The 19,214-nt window shown below is 43.9% G+C and carries 15 protein-coding genes; 5 read left to right on the forward strand and 10 right to left on the reverse strand.

The genetic code is table 11. From position 1 onward, the window contains the following. The first annotated feature begins 404 nt into the window (after window positions 1–404). The gene (gene nhaB / locus NX845_RS11115; RefSeq protein ID WP_004734008.1) at window positions 405–1,997 is read left to right on the forward strand and encodes a Na(+)/H(+) antiporter NhaB; all 1,593 of its coding nucleotides are present in this window, start codon (window positions 405–407) and stop codon (window positions 1,995–1,997) included. Window positions 1,998–2,143: 146 nt separating this feature from the next. After that, complete coding sequence (gene dsbB / locus NX845_RS11120; RefSeq protein WP_032548329.1) at window positions 2,144–2,653, forward strand: disulfide bond formation protein DsbB; 510 nt, start codon at window positions 2,144–2,146, stop codon at window positions 2,651–2,653. A gap of 123 nt (window positions 2,654–2,776) precedes the next feature. Here dsbB and NX845_RS11125 read toward each other — a convergent pair whose 3' ends face one another. Continuing rightward, the gene (locus tag NX845_RS11125) at window positions 2,777–3,397 is read right to left on the reverse strand and encodes a YecA family protein (RefSeq protein WP_017091557.1); all 621 of its coding nucleotides are present in this window, start codon (window positions 3,395–3,397) and stop codon (window positions 2,777–2,779) included. A 197-nt stretch (window positions 3,398–3,594) separates the two neighbouring features. Here NX845_RS11125 and dusC point away from each other — a divergent pair, with 197 nt between their 5' ends. Next, window positions 3,595–4,551, forward strand: coding sequence for a tRNA dihydrouridine(16) synthase DusC (gene dusC / locus NX845_RS11130; protein WP_017084026.1), 957 nt, complete (start codon window positions 3,595–3,597; stop codon window positions 4,549–4,551). A 41-nt stretch (window positions 4,552–4,592) separates the two neighbouring features. On the opposite strand, the gene NX845_RS11135 is transcribed toward dusC, so the two are convergent. The 4 genes from NX845_RS11135 to yfbV form a co-directional block, all read right to left on the reverse strand. Continuing rightward, complete coding sequence (locus tag NX845_RS11135) at window positions 4,593–6,059, reverse strand: GGDEF domain-containing protein (RefSeq protein ID WP_065681295.1); 1,467 nt, start codon at window positions 6,057–6,059, stop codon at window positions 4,593–4,595. Between the two features lie 190 nt (window positions 6,060–6,249). Then, window positions 6,250–8,118 carry a maltodextrin glucosidase gene (gene malZ, locus NX845_RS11140; protein WP_102575579.1) on the reverse strand — a complete coding sequence of 623 codons (1,869 nt, stop codon included), beginning with the start codon at window positions 8,116–8,118 and terminating at the stop codon, window positions 6,250–6,252. Window positions 8,119–8,308: 190 nt separating this feature from the next. Then, complete coding sequence (locus NX845_RS11145; RefSeq protein WP_017084029.1) at window positions 8,309–9,274, reverse strand: ABC transporter substrate binding protein; 966 nt, start codon at window positions 9,272–9,274, stop codon at window positions 8,309–8,311. 349 nt (window positions 9,275–9,623) lie between these two features. Beyond that, window positions 9,624–10,076: a terminus macrodomain insulation protein YfbV gene (yfbV, locus tag NX845_RS11150; RefSeq protein ID WP_004734015.1), complete on the reverse strand. Its 453-nt coding sequence runs from the start codon at window positions 10,074–10,076 to the stop codon at window positions 9,624–9,626. Between the two features lie 344 nt (window positions 10,077–10,420). On the opposite strand from yfbV, the gene NX845_RS11155 reads away from it, so the two are divergent. Further along, entirely contained in the window at window positions 10,421–11,617 is a 1,197-nt protein-coding gene (locus tag NX845_RS11155) for an acetate kinase (RefSeq protein WP_004734016.1), read from the forward strand. Between the two features lie 147 nt (window positions 11,618–11,764). Continuing rightward, window positions 11,765–13,930 carry a phosphate acetyltransferase gene (gene pta / locus NX845_RS11160; protein WP_004734017.1) on the forward strand — a complete coding sequence of 722 codons (2,166 nt, stop codon included), beginning with the start codon at window positions 11,765–11,767 and terminating at the stop codon, window positions 13,928–13,930. A 93-nt stretch (window positions 13,931–14,023) separates the two neighbouring features. On the opposite strand, the gene NX845_RS11165 is transcribed toward pta, so the two are convergent. From NX845_RS11165 to oppB, 5 genes are all read right to left on the reverse strand, one after another. After that, window positions 14,024–14,962, reverse strand: coding sequence for a glutathione S-transferase family protein (locus NX845_RS11165; RefSeq protein ID WP_017095956.1), 939 nt, complete (start codon window positions 14,960–14,962; stop codon window positions 14,024–14,026). 354 nt (window positions 14,963–15,316) lie between these two features. Further along, window positions 15,317–16,303 carry a murein tripeptide/oligopeptide ABC transporter ATP binding protein OppF gene (gene oppF / locus NX845_RS11170; RefSeq protein ID WP_004734019.1) on the reverse strand — a complete coding sequence of 329 codons (987 nt, stop codon included), beginning with the start codon at window positions 16,301–16,303 and terminating at the stop codon, window positions 15,317–15,319. Continuing rightward, entirely contained in the window at window positions 16,300–17,271 is a 972-nt protein-coding gene (locus NX845_RS11175) for an ABC transporter ATP-binding protein (RefSeq protein ID WP_065681297.1), read from the reverse strand. The genes oppF and NX845_RS11175 overlap by 4 nt, the downstream gene beginning before the upstream one ends. 42 nt (window positions 17,272–17,313) lie before the next feature. Further along, window positions 17,314–18,216 (reverse strand): oligopeptide ABC transporter permease OppC, encoded by a 903-nt coding sequence (oppC, locus tag NX845_RS11180; RefSeq protein ID WP_004734021.1) that lies wholly within the window; start codon window positions 18,214–18,216, stop codon window positions 17,314–17,316. A gap of 15 nt (window positions 18,217–18,231) precedes the next feature. Continuing rightward, window positions 18,232–19,152 carry an oligopeptide ABC transporter permease OppB gene (oppB, locus tag NX845_RS11185; RefSeq protein ID WP_004734022.1) on the reverse strand — a complete coding sequence of 307 codons (921 nt, stop codon included), beginning with the start codon at window positions 19,150–19,152 and terminating at the stop codon, window positions 18,232–18,234. Between the last annotated feature and the right edge of the window lie 62 nt (window positions 19,153–19,214).

A 19,214-nucleotide genomic window follows, 5' to 3' on the forward strand; every position in this document is an offset into this window, starting at 1 on the left:
TTTCAAAGTTATTAATTTGCAATATTAAGTTGTAATAATCATATATAAACCGTCGTTATTCTGTTAATTTCAATCATTTCGCTGAAATATTGATTCTAGTCGGTTTTTATCACATTTTAAGTGGTATGCTTGCGCTACTTTGATCGCGTTTCTCAACAAAAAAGAGGTATTTTTAGGGCTACAGGGGTTTTCCTGTTGACTAAATGTTATCTAAGAGTAGAGTTTCGCTCAAAAATTAGCAGTGCTTGAGTTTCTAAGGGAGTGACTTGGCAAGACCACAGAACATTACATGGAATGTAGTTTTTCTAAGTCACTGTTAGTTATAGTTTTTAACAACCTCTATAGCTCGATTCTCAAATGTTGTATTGCTTATCTATTCATAATCAACATAAAAGAGTATTAACATGCCGATGTCTCTCGGAAACGCTTTTATCAAGAACTTCCTTGGTAAGGCTCCTGATTGGTATAAACTTGCCATCATTTCCTTTTTAATCATCAACCCGTTTGTTTTCTTCCTAGTTGACCCATTTGTTGCGGGCTGGCTATTAGTGGTTGAGTTTATTTTCACTCTAGCTATGGCTCTAAAATGCTACCCTCTTCAACCGGGTGGTTTATTGGCAATTCAAGCGGTCGCCATTGGCATGACCAAACCCGAAATGGTTTATCATGAGCTACAAGCAAACCTTCCAGTTTTACTCTTATTAGTATTCATGGTTGCTGGCATCTATTTCATGAAAGAACTGCTTTTGTTCATTTTCACGAAGATCCTGCTTGGCATTCAATCCAAAGTCCTACTCTCTGTCGCTTTCTGTATCGCTGCTGCTTTCTTATCAGCATTCCTAGACGCACTAACGGTAATCGCCGTTGTAATCAGCGTTGCAGTTGGCTTCTACTCTATCTACCACAAGGTCGCATCAGGTAAAGGCACTACGTCTGCACACGATCATACTCACGATGAAGAGATCTCTGAGCTAACTCGTGACGATTTAGAAAACTACCGTGCTTTCCTACGTTCACTACTTATGCACGCTGGTGTAGGTACTGCACTCGGTGGTGTAATGACCATGGTAGGCGAACCGCAAAACTTAGTGATTGCTAAGCAAGCAGGCTGGGAATTCGGTGAATTTATCATCCGTATGTTGCCAGTAACATTGCCTGTATTCATCTGCGGCATTATCACTTGTGCACTTGTAGAGAAATTTAAAGTATTTGGCTACGGTGCAGAACTGCCAAATAACGTTCGCCAAATCTTAGTTGAATTTGACAACAAAGAACGCGCAAACCGTACAAAACAAGACGTAGCAAAACTATGGGTTCAAAGTGCAATCGCAGTTTGGCTTATCGTAGGCCTTGCGCTTCACGTCGCTGAAGTCGGTTTGATTGGCCTTTCAGTTATCATCTTAGCAACGGCGTTTACTGGTGTAATTGAAGAGCACTCGATGGGTAAAGCCTTTGAAGAAGCGCTACCATTTACTGCACTTCTTGCTGTCTTTTTCGCTGTCGTTGCTGTAATCATTGACCAGGGACTGTTTAAGCCAGTGATCGATGCAGTACTTCACGTTGAAGATAAAGGTGCACAGCTCGCACTATTCTATGTGGCCAACGGTATCTTATCGATGGTGTCAGATAACGTGTTCGTAGGTACGGTTTACATCAACGAAGTGAAAACTGCACTGGTTGAAGGCATCATCACTCGTGACCAATTTGACCTACTTGCTGTTGCTATCAACACAGGTACTAACCTACCTTCTGTTGCTACGCCAAACGGTCAAGCTGCATTCCTATTCTTATTAACATCGGCACTTGCCCCGTTAATTAGACTGTCTTACGGCCGCATGGTTATCATGGCTTTGCCATATACTATCGTACTGGCTCTTGTTGGCCTTGCTGGTATCGTGTTCTTTGTTGAGCCGATGACCGCTTGGTTCTACGATGCAGGTTGGATCATTCAGCGTACTGGTGAGGTTGTCGCTCCAGTTATCTCTGGTGGTCACTAATCCGATTTTGTGTTGCGAAACACAATAAGTGTATCTAACTAATCAAAAATATTAGTTGATTAGGAAACTTATCCAAGATAAAAAGCTCTGAGTATTCAGAGCTTTTTTATTTTATAGACGGGATTAAATTCGTGAACTTTTTTGCAATGCTCAAAGACTTCTCTAAGGGACGTTTATCTTGGCTTTTACTGCTGGCTTTTATTGTCTTTTTTGAGGCATGCGCTCTCTTCTTTCAACACGTGATGATGCTTGGTCCTTGTGTGATGTGCATCTATGAGCGCGTTGCTATGCTTGCTATCGGTGTCGCAGCAATGATTGGTGCTATTGCTCCGAATAACCCGATATCACGTTGGTTAGGCCTTGCTGGTTGGGGATTTGGCGCCTACAAAGGTTTGACGTTGGCTTTAGAGCACGTCGATTACCAGTTTAATCCGTCTCCTTTCGCAACCTGTGATTTATTCGTTACTTTCCCTAGCTGGGCACCTTTAAACCAATGGGCTCCGTGGATGTTTGAAGCTTACGGTGACTGTAGCAAGGTGGTATGGCAGTTCTTGGAGCTTTCAATGCCTCAATGGCTAGTGATTATCTTTGCGTGTAACTTGGTTGCTTTCGGTTTTGTGGTTATATCTCAATTTGTAAAATCGAAAAACGATTAACACTAGATCATCTAAATTAGAACAACAAAAAAGTCGACCACAAGGTCGACTTTTTTATCGCTTAAGATTTTTATCATTTAAAGAAAGTCTGTCACTCAAACTGAGTTACTCAACAAGCCGTGATTAACTGTTTTTGCCACAGCATTGTTTAAACTTTTTGCCGCTTTCACATGGGCAAGGGTCGTTTCGACCGATATCTTTAAATGGGTTCACACTCTGTGACTTATTACCCAGCATCGCCTCATCAGCCGCCATTGCAACCTCTGAAATCATCAGATCTATCTGATCGATTAAATCGGCAAGCGCTGGTGGATTCTCGAGCCCGGCCGCAACCATTTGTTGCTGAGTTTGCTCTTCATCAATCCCAAGCATCAAGGTTGTTAGGAGTGCTTGCAGCATACGCAGAGTACCATCCGCGACAGTTACACTTTGCCACTGCTCTTCCACTGTTGGCCAAACCATCATAAAGCCTTCAGCGAAATCCGCGAATTGCTCGTTAAAGTCACCATCAACAAGTACGTCTGTTAGTAAGTATTCACTACGCTGAATCAGGTTGTGCTGGCGATTAATCTGTTCCGTCACGATTGTGACAAGCTCTTTACCTGTTTCAGGTGCAACGATAGCTAACCATTCTTCTGGATCGAGTGGTTTAGTCGCTAAGTTGGAAGCAAGGATTGAACCTTCAATGAACTGTGGAGTAATGTCAGTGATTGATTCCGGTAGGCTTAATAATTGATATGTCATGAAAGCTCTGAATATTGGGGCATTTTCGATATTATAACGCCATACTCCCCAAGATGTCGCTATTAAGCGATAAACCATCATCAAGCCGAGTAGCGCGCACTCAAGACAGGTAAACCATACTCATAGTGACAATCCTGTAAGCAAACCGTACAATCACGCCTCGAATTTTTCGGTTCACTTAGTTTCGGTAAAGCAGCATGCGAGTAATACTTGGCCCTATGGAGGGCGTACTAGACCACCTAATGCGTGAGATTCTTACAGAGATCAATGATTACGATCTCTGTGTGACAGAGTTTGTGCGCGTCGTTGATCAACTTCTCCCTCCACATGTGTTCCACCGTATTTGCCCAGAGCTGCATCAAGGCTCTCAAACCATGGCAGGTGTGCCAATCCATCTGCAACTTCTAGGGCAACACCCGAACTGGATGGCTGAAAATGCTTTTCAAGCGGCAAACTTAGGCGCTAAAGGCATTGATCTTAATTTTGGGTGCCCGGCAAAAGCGGTAAACAAAAGTAATGGTGGTGCTTCACTGCTAAAAGAGCCAGAGCTCATCTATCAAGTGGTGAACGCCTGTCGAGAAGCAGTCCCTGCGCACATTCCCGTGTCCGCAAAAATCCGATTGGGTTGGGAGCACCCGGAAGAGTGCTTTGAAATTGTCGACGCTATCGAGCAAGCAAAAGCTGACGAACTCACTGTGCATGCAAGAACCAAAGTTGGCGGCTATAAAGCCAGTGAAATCAAATGGGATTACATCAATCAAATAAGAGAGAAAACCTCTCTGCCGTTGATTGCTAATGGGGAAATCTGGAACTACCAAGATGGTCAAGATTGCATAGAAGCCACAGGTGTTGATTCACTAATGGTCTGCCGCGGCGCTTTTAATATTCCCAATCTTGGCAACGTTGTTAAGCACAACCACCAGAAAATGCCATGGGACAAAGTAATCGCACTTTTACTCCGCTATTCCGAGTTTCAAATTAAAGGGGATAAAGGCATGTACTACCCCAATAGAGTGAAACAATGGTTTGTCTATTTAAGTAAAGGCTACCCTGAAGCGAACGAACTATTTAAAGAAATTCGTACTTTCAAAAAAGCGCCACCCATTGTAGAGCGCCTTCAACGTTACCAAGAAGAATACCACCAACCCGTTTGAGTTAGTTCCCTCCTATCGCGATATTGAACTTCATAGCGTGGCTAAAATACGATCTGGTCTTTACCCGTCGTCTTAGCCACGTACAGTTTTTCATCGGCGTATTTAAATATCTCTTCAAAGTTAAGCTTGTTTTGCTCTGTTTCAACAATACAAACACCGCCAGATACCGTAAATCCATTAGGAACAATGTCGGCCGAGTTCGCGCAGACCGCATTTTTTACACGTTCTAGTGTCCTTATCAGCGTCTCACGATCATCGCCTTTCATATAAACGACAAACTCTTCTCCGCCAAACCGTGCTGCCACATCACTACTTCGAACACTGTTACTAATTTGACGTGACATATAACGAATCACATCATCACCTTTATCGTGACCATGAGTATCGTTAATTGACTTAAAATCGTCTATATCAAATACCGTTAAGGCAAACAGTTGATCGTGCTCTACGCTGCGCCAGAACGCTTCTAAGCCTCGTCGATTCAATAGCCCGGTCATTGGGTCTTTAGCTGCTAGTTCTTTGAAGTAACCACGTTCAATATTGGAGTTAACATAAAAGAAAATCGTAACCGAGAACAGATACACGATAATAGCAACGATTAGGCTGTCTTTTTCATAAACGAAAAAGTGCTCCACTTCGTTAGCAAGATCCAACTCGTAGTACATCGCATGATGAGACGCGACCCCTTCTAGCTTAATCTCGTGGTAGAACGTGGCCGTATCAATCGGGTTAGCTAAAGTCGTATCAATAATATCGATCCGACCCGCTAGGTGCTCATTAGAGCTCGCGAGTAACCTGTCAGCATCAATATCTACTGAGAGCATCCCTTGGTGCACTCCTTGATGGAACACGGGAATCGTCATACTAATAATTCGGTCAAGGGAATCAAAACGATATGCAGGGCCAGATAAAGTCAGTAGATCTGGGTTGTTAGCGGTTCTTTGCCAATATGGACGGCTTTTGATGGTCGAAAGTAATTCCTTTCCTAACTCTTTAGCAAAATCTTCCGGTGACGAAATAACGTATCCGCGTTTATCAATAAAATGCACACCATTGTGGAATTCATCAAGTTGAGAGAGAAATGAAAGAATAGGTGCTAGAGCTATTTTCTCGGACGCACTTTTATAGGTACCGCTGGTTTCTGTACACAAAGATTCTTCACCGACCAGCATATAATCAATATCAACGGAAGGAATGTCGGTAGTTTTGCCATCGGCAAGAAGCAGGCTATCGATAGGCCAAATACGGCAAAGACCATCAACCACTTGCTTGTTGTGGTCGAGGAAAAGAGGATTAGCAGATTTGTAGTAATTTGAGAAGCTGTAGTCTAAGGCGGTGACAACTTTAGTAGTTCCTTTGAACACGTCTTCAATACGGTTGAATTCGCTGCTGATGTCTTTTTCTACCGCGTCAAAGTGGTTCTTTCCTATTAGGCCAAGTAGCATCGCGGCGATCACTGCGGGAAACCCGAAGACAAAGGTAAGGCTAAAGTGCCTGTTTACTTTCATATAATGTGCTCTTAGCGATCAGCTGTTTTCATTTACTCCATTAATATTATTACATTAATGGACATTTTCCTCGAGGTAAAAGAGTGTAAGTTGATATGAATCAGGCCGTATCATTGAACAATCGACTCCTTTAAAAAACTAACCCTGCATTGAGCAGGGTTAGCGGATACTGTCTTAGTCAGTTTAAAATTCAACGATTTACCACGTCATAAATCTTAGCTTCCATCGCGGTGACCACAAGATCAACGACACCATTAACAATTGGCTCGCCCTTCACTTTACCTTGTAAGTCAACCAACTCATCTTGTAATTCAATCAACTTCCCTTGTTCTTGCCCAAGCATCCACACAGGTAAAGACAACACTTTTTCATCTTGAGATAGATTGAGCACAACCAGTGTCTTTTCACCCCTAAGGCAACGAGTAAACACTAACGTCTCTGCATCACAATATAACTCTAGGTAAGCACCACTTTGTAAGCTGTGGCGTTCTGTTCTTAATTTTATCAACGCTTGATGGAAAGGGAACCAGTGCGAAGTATCTTCTTTATCCCACGGGAAGCATCTGCGATTGTCTGGGTCTTGACCACCTTCCAAGCCCACTTCTGTCCCATAATACAAACATGGAGTTCCAACATAGGTAAACAGTAACGTCAGCGCCAATTTTTGCTTAGCTTGGTCACCATTTAGAAGCGTTAGCAGTCGAGCCGTATCATGACTGTCCAGTTGATTTAGCTGCGATAATTGATTCAACCAAGGAACTTTAGCTCTCGCTTCAGCTAACCAATCAGAAAAAGCCAACATATCAATATCAATCGGCTCGTACGCGATGTCTTGCTTTGCCAATAGCGCACGAACTGGGTGAGCAAATCCATAATAGTTCATCGATCCGTCTTCTTGCTCTCCCTGTAACCATGATGTAGCCTCGAAGAAGTGCTCTCCCAAGATGTAGGCTTCGGGGTTCTCTGCTTTTGCTGAGTCACGGAATGCTTTCACATAATGTGCGTTGTTATAGGCTCCCTCCCCTTCACCTAACATATGAATCACATCGAAGCGCCAGCCATCGATGTTATAAGGTGCTTTTAACCAGTGCTTAATCACAGAGTCTTGTGACTGGTATATATGTTCTCGCACAGAAACATTGGAGAAGTTTAAGACTGGAAGTGAGCTAATATTTTTCCAACTAACATATTGCTGAGTGTTTTCAGGGTCGAAAAAATAATAGTCATGAAATGCCGAACCTGGGTTGTCATATGCACCGGAGTCAGTGGCTTTCAGTTTATCAAACCAAGGGTGCTCAACCGAAGTGTGATTAAATACCGCATCCAGAACGATTCTCATATCACGCGTGTGAATGTCTTTTGAAAGTGCAGAGAACTCATCATTGGTCCCGAAATGGGTGTCGACATTGTAGTAATCGGTTGTGTCGTATTTATGGTTGCTCGGCGACTGAAAAATGGGGTTGAGATACAACGCGGTGATGCCTAGATCTTGCAGGTAATCTAACTTGCTATGAATACCCGCTAGGTCACCACCAAAGAACTCTGCGGCGCCCGTTCTATTGTGTCCTTCGACAGGCTCGCCCCATTCTTTCACTACAACATCTAAGGTATCTTCTTTTAAGCGATACTCTCCCGCTTTGACACTGATGCTCGGATTTCCGTTGCAAAATCGTTCAGGGAAGATTTGATAAAATACCTGCTCCGACACCCATGATGGTGGGCGATGTTGGGTATTAAACTTAAAGTGAAACTCACGACTCGCAACGCGGCTATGGACGCCCTTAGCATCAAGCCAATACTGTCCTTTTGAATCAACAAGCTTGAACGCATAGTGCGTAACGTTTCTGTCTGTATTCGCAGGGAAAGAGGCTTGCCACAGCGTCAACCGCCCTTCAGTACCAACTTGCACCATGTCGAGTAGATACTCTTCGTTATCTGGCTCATGCCTCAACTGAACCTTATTCCAGTCAGTGCGTTCAGACACTAATGTTACGGTTAGCACACCCTCTTTTTCGTGGAAGTAATCGGAGGTTTGAGCATGAAAGATAAAAGGTTTCATAGCGGTTCTCGAGCAATATTTAATTTGCTTAAGATATGAAAAATTTCTTTGACCACAACGAGAAAAATAACATCAGTCAAAGTAGATCACGCTTTGTAGATCCACTTTGTTTACAGTAAGTCGATTTCTCTCAAAATGATCAAATGAATCGACCATTTTTCAAGAGGAGGTCCAATTTTCAATTACTCCATCAACGGCTAACTATCGCACGATCAATCACAGACTGAGGCAATGTGACACCAAGCTCACGAGCAGCATCCAAATTCACAACCAGTTGCGAACTCTGTGCAGTTTTAACACTCAGCTTCCCCGGTTTTTGTCCGTTCAGAATAGCAGCCACATAATCGGCGGTTTGCACCCCAACATCATAGTAGTCTAGACCTAAGCCAGCTATCGCCCCCTTACCCACGTAAGACGTCGCTCCGGCAACCACTGGCGTTCCAGCCCGGTTCGCAGCTTCTATAAGCCCTTCGATACCACTTGCAACAGTGTTATCTGTCAATGCGTAAATAACATCAGACTTCTTAGCAATGGATTCGGTTTTTGATTCTACATCATCGATGGTTAGCGCTTTTTCAGTGTGCAGAATAAAACCAAAGTCTCGTGCCGACTTCTTTAATAGCCCAACTAACGCGACGGCATTTGCCTCGGCGGGGTTGTAAACCACTCCGATTGAATCTGCATTAGGGAGTAATTCTTTAATAAGAGATACGTGTTGGGAAATAGGTGATAAGTCAGAAAGGCCCGTGACATTTCGTCCCGGTTTATCCAATTGTTTAACAAGCCTTGCACCGATAGGGTCCGTAACCGCGGTAAATACAATCGGTATTGAGCGAGTCGCAGAAACCAAAGCTTGCGAAGTCGGTGTCGCGATGCCAACTAAGACATGAGGGTTTTCGCTGACTAGTTCTCTGGCAATTTTTGCTGCCTGAGCGGGGTTACCATCAGCCATTTCATAGGAGAATTCTAAATTTTTTCCCGGTTCGTAACCTTTGGCTCTTAACCCTTCAAGAAGCCCTAGACGCGTCGCATTCAGATCTGGATGGTCGACAACTTGTGAAACCGACACTTTGGCGACGTTCGCCATTACATTGCCAGTCCATAGCAACAACAGACAGCTTAAAACCGCTGCCAATACCTTTCTTACAGAACTCATTATCGCTCCCTAAATCAAGCTCTACTCGTTATTACTCGCTCGAAGAGAACAACATCAAAAACCACTATTGACATTATTACCAGTAACCATTGATAACTTGAAGTGATATTTAACAAAAATACAACAAGGTTCGAATTATGCGAGGATAAGCGGGCTTGTTTGATTTAAAGGTAAGAAACTCAATGAATACAAGATAGGCACGGTAGATAAAGGCAAGGCTATGTGGATAAAGGGAAGGCTAAGTGAATAAAAGGCAAGTGAAGCGATTAGAAGAGAGGAGCAAATCTGAGAACGAGCTATCGATGATGTATGACTGTTCTCAGACTAGAGGGAGAGATAAGACGACCTGCTAGAACCAACGTTCCATTGAAGATTTGTCTAGCTGACGAAATGCGCGATTCAAAATGATCGCCAACTCTTTGTAACGAGGGCGGGGTTTCATTGGTTCCAATGCAAAACCTGTTTCGCTGATCTTCTCGTGCAACTCTCGATACCAAGAAACCAATGCTGGCGGTAATTGAGTGTTCGAACGGTTACCTAACCACCACATGCCTTGAAGCGGCAAGCTGATCGCAAACAACGCCATAACCACAGCTTGCGGCATCGCATTATAATTGTTGAAGACCATTTGTGTCAGAATACTAATAGCAGCTATCGCTGGCATCACTTTCACACCAAAACGCGTGGCTTTAATGATGCGCTGTTCAGGGAAGATAGCGTTTAACTCTTTTCGAACAGGCCAGAGATCCATGTACTTTTGGCCATCTTTTAAACTGCTCGCTAAACCAACTCTATTACTCATATGAGTCTCCCATTAAAAAAAAGTTGAAATCATCAACTAAAAACACAAAAATTTGACGAAAAATAATATTCTTTCAAATTTTTTTGTTATATTTGCACAATATCGCTATTATTTGCAGACCTCAATCTCATTGTTGCCCTTATTTACAATTTAAGCAACTTTGAGACGACTTCTGCAAGGAATGCAAAAGCCTCTTTTTCTGAAAAAGTGCGCTTTCACTTTAATACGGAAATTAACGTTTTTTTGACCAAGGTTAGTACGCAAGCCTATGTGCTTCGACTATTCTTGAGATTAATTTTCATCCTTAACTGATTTCGATCAGAAAAATAAACAGGTAGTCATTAATGTCTAAGCTAGTTTTAGTTTTAAACTGTGGTAGTTCTTCTCTTAAATTTGCTGTTGTTGATGCAGAAACAGGTGCTGAGCACCTAACTGGTCTTGCTGAGTGTCTTGGTCTTCCAGAAGCTCGTATGAAGTGGAAACTTGACGGCAAGCATGAAGCACAACTAGGCGCGGGCGCAGCTCACGTAGAAGCACTATCTTTCATGGTAGAAACTATTCTTGCTTCTAAGCCTGAGCTTAAAGCTAACCTTGGCGCTATCGGTCACCGTATCGTACACGGTGGCGAGCAGTTCACTTCTTCTGCACTTATCACTGATGAAGTTCTTAAGGGTATTCAAGACGCTGCGACTTTCGCACCTCTTCATAACCCAGCTCACCTTATCGGTATCGAAGCGGCTCAACAGAACTTCCCTGGTCTACAAAACGTTGCTGTATTTGACACTGCGTTCCACCAAACAATGCCTTCTGAGTCTTACCTATACGCTCTACCGTACAACCTGTACAAAGAGCACGGCATCCGTCGTTACGGCATGCACGGTACTTCTCACCTGTTCATTACTCGTGAAGTTGCTGGTCTACTAAACAAGCCAGTTGAAGAAGTTAACATCATCAACTGTCACCTAGGTAACGGCGCATCTGTATGTGCTATCAAGAACGGTCAATCTGTAGATACTTCTATGGGTCTTACTCCTCTTGAAGGTCTAGTAATGGGTACTCGTTGTGGTGACCTAGATCCTGCGATCATCTTCCACCTACACGACGCTCTTGGTTACTCTGTTGAAGAAATCAACAACATGCTAACTAAAGAATCTGGTCTTGCTGGTCTAACTGAAGTGACTTCTGACTGTCGTTTCGTTGAAGACAACTACGGTGAAAAAGAAGAAGCAACTCGTGCAATGGACGTGTTCTGTCACCGTCTAGCTAAGTACGTTGCTGGTTACACTGCAACTCTAGAAGGCCGTCTAGACGCAATCACTTTCACTGGCGGCATCGGCGAGAACTCTGGCCCAATCCGTGAAATGGTTCTTAACCGCCTAGGCATCTTCGGCATAGAAGTTGACAGCGAAGCTAACCTTAAAGCACGTTTCGGCGGCGAAGGTACTATCACTACAGCTAACAGCCGTATCCCTGCAATGGTTATCTCTACTAATGAAGAGCTAGTAATTGCTGAAGACACTGCGAAACTAGCAGGTCTTTAATTGATTTTCCTGACTAGCTTCACTCGAAGCTAGTCAGTTTTTCATATCAAGAAAATGGGGCTCAACTTCTATTCCTACCCCAATTTAAATATCGGTGGGAATAGCAGTTGAGCTTTTTTTATTTCCAATAGTCAAAGGTGTTCGTCAATGTCCCGTACTATTATGCTTATCCCTACAAGCGCTGGTGTTGGTCTTACTAGTGTTAGCATGGGTGTTCTTCGCGCTATGGAGCGTAAGGGCGTAAGTGTTTCTTTCTACAAGCCAATCGCTCAACCTCGCAGCGGTGGTAACCAACCTGATTTAACGTCTACTATCATCAGCGCAAACAGCGACATTAAGATTGGTGAGCCAATCGCAATGACTAAAGCTGAAGCTTTGATCGGTAGCGAAAAAATGGACGAGCTTCTAGAGTCTGTTGTTGAGCAATACAACAAGATCAACAAAGACGCAGAAGTAACGCTTATCGAAGGTCTAGTACCTACTCGTAAGCACCCATTTGCTAACCAAGTGAACGCGGAAATCGCTAAAACACTAGGCGCAGAGATCGTATTCGTTGCGACTCCGGGTACATACAACCCTATTCAGCTTAAAGAGCACATCGAAGTAGCATGTTCTAACTTCGGCGGCACTAAAAACAAGAACATCTCAGGCGTTATTATTAACAAACTGAATGCACCTGTTGATGAAGCTGGCCGTACTCGCCCTGACCTTTCTGAAATCTTCGATGATGCAGATAGCGCTCAACAAGCGAACCTTGAAGTAATGCAAATCTTCAACTCTAGCCCTATCCGTGTTCTTGGCTGTGTGCCATGGAGCATCGACCTAATCGCAACTCGCGCGGTTGATATGGCTAAGCACCTTAACGCTGAAATCGTTAACGAAGGTGAAATCTCAACTCGTCGTATTAAGAGCATCACTTTCTGTGCACGTTCTCTACCGCACATGATTGAGCACTTCAAACCAGGTTCACTGCTAGTAACTTCTGCAGACCGTCCTGACGTTATCGTTGCTGCGGCTCTTGCTGCGAAAAACGGTGTTGAGATTGGCGCAATCCTACTGACTGGCGGTTACGACATTCCAGAAAGCATTGCTAACCTTTGTGCACCAGCATTCGCGTCAGGTCTACCGATCTTCAAGGCTCAAGGTAACACTTGGCAGACGTCTCTAAACCTACAGAGCTTCAACCTAGAAGTGCCTGCAGACGATAAAGAGCGTATCGAGTTCGTTAACGATCACGTTGCAAGCCACATTGATGGCCCTTGGATTGATTCTCTATCTGAAGGTACTCAAGGCATCCGTCGTCTAAGCCCACCGGCATTCCGTTACCAGTTAACTGAATTCGCTCGTAAAGCGGCTAAGCGTATCGTTCTTCCTGAAGGTGATGAGCCACGTACTGTTAAAGCAGCTTCTATCTGTGCTGAACGCGGTATCGCAACTTGTGTGCTTCTTGGTAACCCAGACGAAATCCGTCGCGTTGCTGCACAACAAGGTGTTGAGCTAGGCGCTGGCGTTGAGATCATCGATTCTGCATCAGTTCGCGAAAACTACGTAGCTCGTCTAGTAGAACTTCGTGGCGCTAAAGGTATGACTGAAGTTGTCGCTCGTGAGAAGCTAGACGATTCAGTATTCCTAGGTACTATGATGCTTGAAGCTGGTGAAGTTGACGGCCTAGTTTCTGGTGCTGTTCACACAACGGCGAACACAATCGTTCCTCCGTTCCAGATCATCAAGACGGCTCCTGATGCTTCTATCGTATCTTCAATCTTCTTCATGCTTCTGCCTGATCAAGTGCTTGTATACGGTGACTGTGCGATCAACCCAGATCCAACAGCTGAACAGCTTGCTGAAATCGCTATCCAATCTGCAGATTCTGCTGCGGCATTCGGTATCGACCCACGCGTTGCTATGATCTCTTACTCTACTGGTGAATCTGGTAAAGGTGCAGACGTAGATAAAGTACGTGAAGCAACGAAACTTGCTCAAGCGAAACGTCCTGATCTAGTGATCGACGGTCCTCTTCAGTACGACGCAGCAATCATGGAAAACGTAGCCGCTTCTAAAGCGCCTAACTCTCCAGTTGCAGGTAAAGCGACAGTATTCGTATTCCCAGACCTAAACACGGGTAACACGACTTACAAAGCTGTACAGCGTTCAGCAGACCTAGTGTCTATCGGTCCAATGCTTCAAGGTATGCGCAAGCCAGTAAATGACTTGTCTCGTGGCGCTCTAGTAGACGATATCGTTTACACAGTAGCTCTAACGGCTATCCAAGCAGACCAAGCAGCTCAAGCTGAAGAAAAAGTGATTAACTAATTTTTCTTTTGTAGAAAGCAAAAAACCCTAGATTCTTATCTAGGGTTTTTTTATGTCTAACGCTTAAGGTTATTTGATACTTTTAAGATTAATCTAGCCTCGCCCATGGGCTGACTCTAAATCTAATGCTGGTCCTTTGGGCACAACTTGAGTCGGATTAATGCCAGTGTGGCTGTAGTAGTAGTGACGCTTAATATGGTAGAAATCAGTCGTCTCTTTAATACCCTCTACTTGGTACAACTCTTTTAAGTAACCCTGAATATGGACATAGTCTGAAATTCGCTGCTTGTTACACTTAAAGTGACCAACATACACTGCATCGAATCGAACCAGAGTGGTAAACAACCTCCAGTCTGCTTCTGTGATGTCATTACCCGCTAGATAACGATGTTCACTAAGATGTGCATCTACTTTGTCTAACGCCTCAAATAACGCGTCATACGCTTCTTCATAAGCTTCTTGTGTCGTTGCAAAGCCAGTACGATAAACGCCGTTGTTGATGTTCGGATAAATATACTCGTTCCACTCATCAACCTTCTTTGCCAACTCCCATGGATAGTAATCATCCGTGTTGCCTGTTAACTCATTAAATTCTGAGTTGAACATGCGAATAATTTCAGACGACTCGTTGCTCACGATGGTGTTGGTTTTCTTATCCCATAGCACTGGAACCGTTACTCTTCCTGAGTAATCAGGCTTGGCTTGAGTGTAGATTTGGTGCATACGAGTATGACCAAACAGAGGTTCAGGTAACCCCATTTGCCACCCTTCACTCATCATGTCTGGGCAGACTACCGTCACGTCAATATGATCGGTTAGCTCTTTAAGTTCACGGAAGATTAAAGTTCGGTGCGCCCAAGGGCAAGCCAATGATACGTATAAGTGATAACGACCGCTTTCTGGCTGAAATTGTGCACCGGCTTTGTTCTCTATCCAGTGACGAAAGCCTGCATCTTCGCGAACAAACTTGCCACCGCTTTCTTTGGTGTCATACCAAACGTCATGCCAAACACCTTCAACTAACTTACCCATATCCAAACCTCTGTCATCCAAAATTTTTTATACCAATCACAGTAAGTAAATGTTCAGAAATAGCGCAGAGAAAAGGCTTGAGAACAAGGAAGAATTTTTCTGTTAGTAGTTATTCTACAATCAAAAATTCTAACGCCGTTATCGAGCGTTTTAACAAGCTAGGATGAGCAGTTATTTACTACGATTGGTATTAGTATAAAAAAAGCCAACTTTTTCAAAACTAGAAGAAGTTGGCTTAGTTGTTCAAATAATTTGATGAAGGTGAAGATCCTCGAAGACATAAGCATAAAAAAAGCGCAACCTATAAAAAGTTGCGCTTAAGCCTGTCACAGGCTGAACCGTATCAAACGGGTTCTAGACTTGTACGTGCAAGCAAGATACTGCGTGTACGTCGTCGCCTTGAATGGTTGGCTTGGTTTGCGCGCAGGCCTCGGTTGCTTCAGGGCAACGAGTACGGAACACACAACCCGATGGTGGGTTGATTGGCGATGGTAAATCACCTTCCAACATCTGAATCGTTTTGCTGCGCTCTAAGCGAGGGTCTGGAATTGGAACTGCAGACATCAATGCTTTGGTATATGGGTGCTTAGGATCTGAGAACAAGGCATCTGATTCACCTAGTTCAACAGCATTACCTAAATACATCACCAATACACGGTCAGAGATGTGTTTCACCACTGACAAATCGTGCGCGATGAATACCAAAGACAAACCTAACTCTTTCTGTAGTTCCATAAGAAGGTTTACTACTTGAGCTTGGATAGAGACATCCAGAGCAGAAACAGGCTCATCACAGATGATCATCTTAGGTTTCAAGATAAGTGCACGCGCGATACCGATACGTTGACACTGGCCACCAGAGAATTCATGTGGGTAACGGTTGATTACGTTGGGTAGTAGACCAACCTTTGCCATCATCTCTTTAACTCGATCTTTCACTTCCTGTTTAGAAAGCTCTGGATAGAAAGTTTGTAGAGGCTCAGCAATAATATCTCCAACTGACATACGTGGGTTAAGCGATGCTAGCGGGTCTTGGAAGATCATCTGAATCTCTTTACGAGTCTCACGACGCTTCACTTCCTGCATCTTAGTCAGGTCTTGACCTAACCACATAACCTCGCCTTCAGTTGCCTCAACTAAACCAATAATTGCGCGTGCAAATGTTGATTTACCACAGCCAGACTCACCTACGACACCCAGAGTCTCACCTTCGTAAAGGTGAACATCCACACCATCAACCGCTTTAAGATTTGATGGCTTCGCCCAAGGCCAAGCAGACTTAGCCGCAATGCTAAAGTGAACCTTAAGGTTTTTAATATCTAATAGTAATTCTTTACTCATTTTGTCCAAGTCTCCCAATCAGAAAAACAAGCACGCTGGCGATCTTTCGCAAATGGTTGCAAAATTGGTGCTTCTTGCTTACAACGGTCCATTACACGGTGACAACGGTCTTGATAAGGACAACCGGTTGGTAGACGAAGTAAGTTAGGTGGGTTACCTGGAATCGTTGGCAGAATTTCACCTTCGGTATCCAAACGAGGAATTGCTTTAAGCAGGCCTTCCGCATAAGGGTGGCTTGGCTCATAGAAGATTTCGTCTACTGTGCCGTATTCCATGGTACGGCCAGCGTACATCACTAGAACTTTGTCACAAGAACCGGCAACCACACCCAAATCATGGGTGATCATGATGATTGCTGTATTGAACTCATCTTTAAGCTCGTTCAGCAATTCCATGATTTGCGCTTGAATAGTTACATCCAACGCCGTTGTTGGTTCATCAGCAATCAGTAGCTTCGGACGACATAACAGAGCCATTGCGATCATCACACGCTGACGCATACCGCCAGAAAACTCGTGTGGATACATAGTAATACGCTTGCGTGCCTCAGGGATTTTCACCGCTTCCAGCATACGTACTGATTCTTCGAACGCTTCCGATTTGCCCATGCCTTTATGCAGCATAAGCACTTCCATCAACTGATCACATACTTTCATATAAGGATTCAGTGACGTCATTGGATCTTGGAAGATCATCGCGATCTGTTCAGCGCGAACTTTGTTCAGTGCTTTCTCAGGTAGATTGAGAATCTCATTACCTTCAAACTTTGCACTGCCTGAGATGATGCCGTTCTTAGCCAGCAGTCCCATCAGTGCAAATACCGTTTGAGATTTACCCGAACCCGACTCACCAACAATACCCAGCGTTTCGCCTTGATTGAGTGAGAAGTTCAGGTCGTTTACTGCGGTTACGATACCATCTTGCGTGGTAAATTCGACGCGCAGATCTTTGACATCTAATAAGCTCATTATTGCTTCCTTAATCTTTTATAGCTTTTAATTGCTATTTCTTTATCTGTCTTTTGGATCAAGCGCGTCGCGCAGACCATCACCTACGTAGTTAAAGCAGAACAGCGTAACTACCATGAATGCCGCTGGGAATGCCAGTTGCCAAATAGCAACTTCCATTGTTTGCGAGCCTTCTTGTAACAGCGCGCCCCAACTTGTCATAGGCTCTTGAACACCAAGACCAAGGAAAGATAAGAATGATTCTGTAAGGATCATGCTTGGAATAAGGAGCGTTGAGTAAACCGCAACAATACCCAATACGTTCGGTACGATATGACGTGTAATGATTTTCCATTTACTGACACCACATACGTGCGCAGCCTCAATGAACTCTTTACTACGTAAACTCAACGTTTGGCCACGTACAATACGCGCCATATCGAGCCAAGCAATCGCACCGATAGCAACGAAGATGAGTACGATATTACGACCAAAGAATGTCACCAGTACGATAACTAGGAACATGAATGGCACTGCGTATAGAATCTCCAAGATACGCATCATCACTCGGTCAGTGCGACCGCCAATGAAGCCTGAAGCCGCACCGTAAAGCGTACCTATCAGTACCGCTACGAATGCGCCCATTACACCAACCATAAGAGAGATACGGCCACCGATCATAGTACGAACATATAGGTCACGGCCTAAACTGTCGGTACCAAACCAGTGATCAGCATTTGGGCCTACGTGCATTGCGTACCAGTCAGTATCATCGTAAGCATGCTGTGCCAACATAGGTAAGAAGATTACCGATAGCACCATAACAATTAGAATGAACAGACTGATCATTGCGGCTTTGTTGCGCATAAAACGAATACGCGCATCCTGCCACAAGCTACGACCTTCAATTTCCAAACTCTCAGAGAATTTTTCGATCGCTTCTAAGTTTTCTTTTTTCTTCAACATAACCATGCGTCCCTGCTAGTAGCGAATTTTCGGGTCAATAAGCGCTAGTAAAATATCAACGATCGCGTTGAACAAGATGAATAGGAAACCAATCAAAATGGTTACACCCATTACTAACGAATAATCACGGTTAAACGCGGCATTAACAAACAGCTTACCAATCCCCGGTAGGCCGAAGATGGTTTCAACAACAACTGAACCTGTAATGATACCTACAAACGCAGGCCCCATGTATGAAACAACAGGTAGCATTGCTGGCTTAAGTGCATGTTTAAGAACGATATAACGGTAACTTAGACCTTTAGCTCGAGCTGTACGGATAAAGTTACTGTTTAGGGTTTCAATCATGCTACCGCGAGTGATACGAGCAAAGGTTGCTACGTATAAAAGAGACATCGCGATAACGGGTAGGACGATGTACATGTACGTACCACCGTGCCAACCACCTGCTGGAAATATATGCCAGTGTAGAGAGAATAGGTAGATAAGCGCTGGAGCCAACACGAAGGATGGCATCACCACCCCGAGCATGGCGGTCGACATTATGGTGTAGTCGATCCAGGTGTTGTGCTTCAAGGCGGCAATGGTTCCGACCGTTACCCCCATCAATAATGTGAAGATAAAGGCAACAAAACCTACCTTCGCAGATACTGGAAGCGCAACCGCGATCAGCTCATTTACTGTGTAATCTTGGTATTTAAAAGATGGACCAAAATCACCCTGAAGGATGTTGGTCAAGTACGTGGTGTACTGTTCAAATACAGGTTTATCTAAGCCATATTTAGCTTCGATGTTAGCCATAACTTCTGGCGGTAATGGACGCTCGCTTGAAAACGGGTTACCCGGTGCGAAACGCATGAGAAAGAAAGATATAGTGATCAACACCAACATGGTTGGAATCGCTTCAAATATCCTTTTCATAATGAATTTAAGCATAAACTCACTCTTTCAGTCTGTGACAATTAAAATTAGAAAGACGCTACATGCGCGCCCTGCGC

It is taken from the genome of Vibrio sp. NC2, assembly GCF_025195005.1.
Lineage (GTDB): Bacteria > Pseudomonadota > Gammaproteobacteria > Enterobacterales > Vibrionaceae > Vibrio > Vibrio splendidus.

Bases quoted from the DNA above. Each gene is read 5' to 3' on its own strand.
- nhaB (WP_004734008.1), top strand. From the start codon at position 405: ATGCCGATGTCTCTCGGAAACGCTTTTATCAAGAACTTCCTTGGTAAG.
- dsbB (WP_032548329.1), top strand. From the start codon at position 2,144: ATGCTCAAAGACTTCTCTAAGGGACGTTTATCTTGGCTTTTACTGCTG.
- NX845_RS11125 (WP_017091557.1), bottom strand. From the start codon at position 3,397: ATGACATATCAATTATTAAGCCTACCGGAATCAATCACTGACATTACT.
- dusC (WP_017084026.1), top strand. From the start codon at position 3,595: ATGCGAGTAATACTTGGCCCTATGGAGGGCGTACTAGACCACCTAATG.
- NX845_RS11135 (WP_065681295.1), bottom strand. From the start codon at position 6,059: ATGAAAGTAAACAGGCACTTTAGCCTTACCTTTGTCTTCGGGTTTCCC.
- malZ (WP_102575579.1), bottom strand. From the start codon at position 8,118: ATGAAACCTTTTATCTTTCATGCTCAAACCTCCGATTACTTCCACGAA.
- NX845_RS11145 (WP_017084029.1), bottom strand. From the start codon at position 9,274: ATGAGTTCTGTAAGAAAGGTATTGGCAGCGGTTTTAAGCTGTCTGTTG.
- yfbV (WP_004734015.1), bottom strand. From the start codon at position 10,076: ATGAGTAATAGAGTTGGTTTAGCGAGCAGTTTAAAAGATGGCCAAAAG.
- NX845_RS11155 (WP_004734016.1), top strand. From the start codon at position 10,421: ATGTCTAAGCTAGTTTTAGTTTTAAACTGTGGTAGTTCTTCTCTTAAA.
- pta (WP_004734017.1), top strand. From the start codon at position 11,765: ATGTCCCGTACTATTATGCTTATCCCTACAAGCGCTGGTGTTGGTCTT.
- NX845_RS11165 (WP_017095956.1), bottom strand. From the start codon at position 14,962: ATGGGTAAGTTAGTTGAAGGTGTTTGGCATGACGTTTGGTATGACACC.
- oppF (WP_004734019.1), bottom strand. From the start codon at position 16,303: ATGAGTAAAGAATTACTATTAGATATTAAAAACCTTAAGGTTCACTTT.
- NX845_RS11175 (WP_065681297.1), bottom strand. From the start codon at position 17,271: ATGAGCTTATTAGATGTCAAAGATCTGCGCGTCGAATTTACCACGCAA.
- oppC (WP_004734021.1), bottom strand. From the start codon at position 18,216: ATGTTGAAGAAAAAAGAAAACTTAGAAGCGATCGAAAAATTCTCTGAG.
- oppB (WP_004734022.1), bottom strand. From the start codon at position 19,152: ATGCTTAAATTCATTATGAAAAGGATATTTGAAGCGATTCCAACCATG.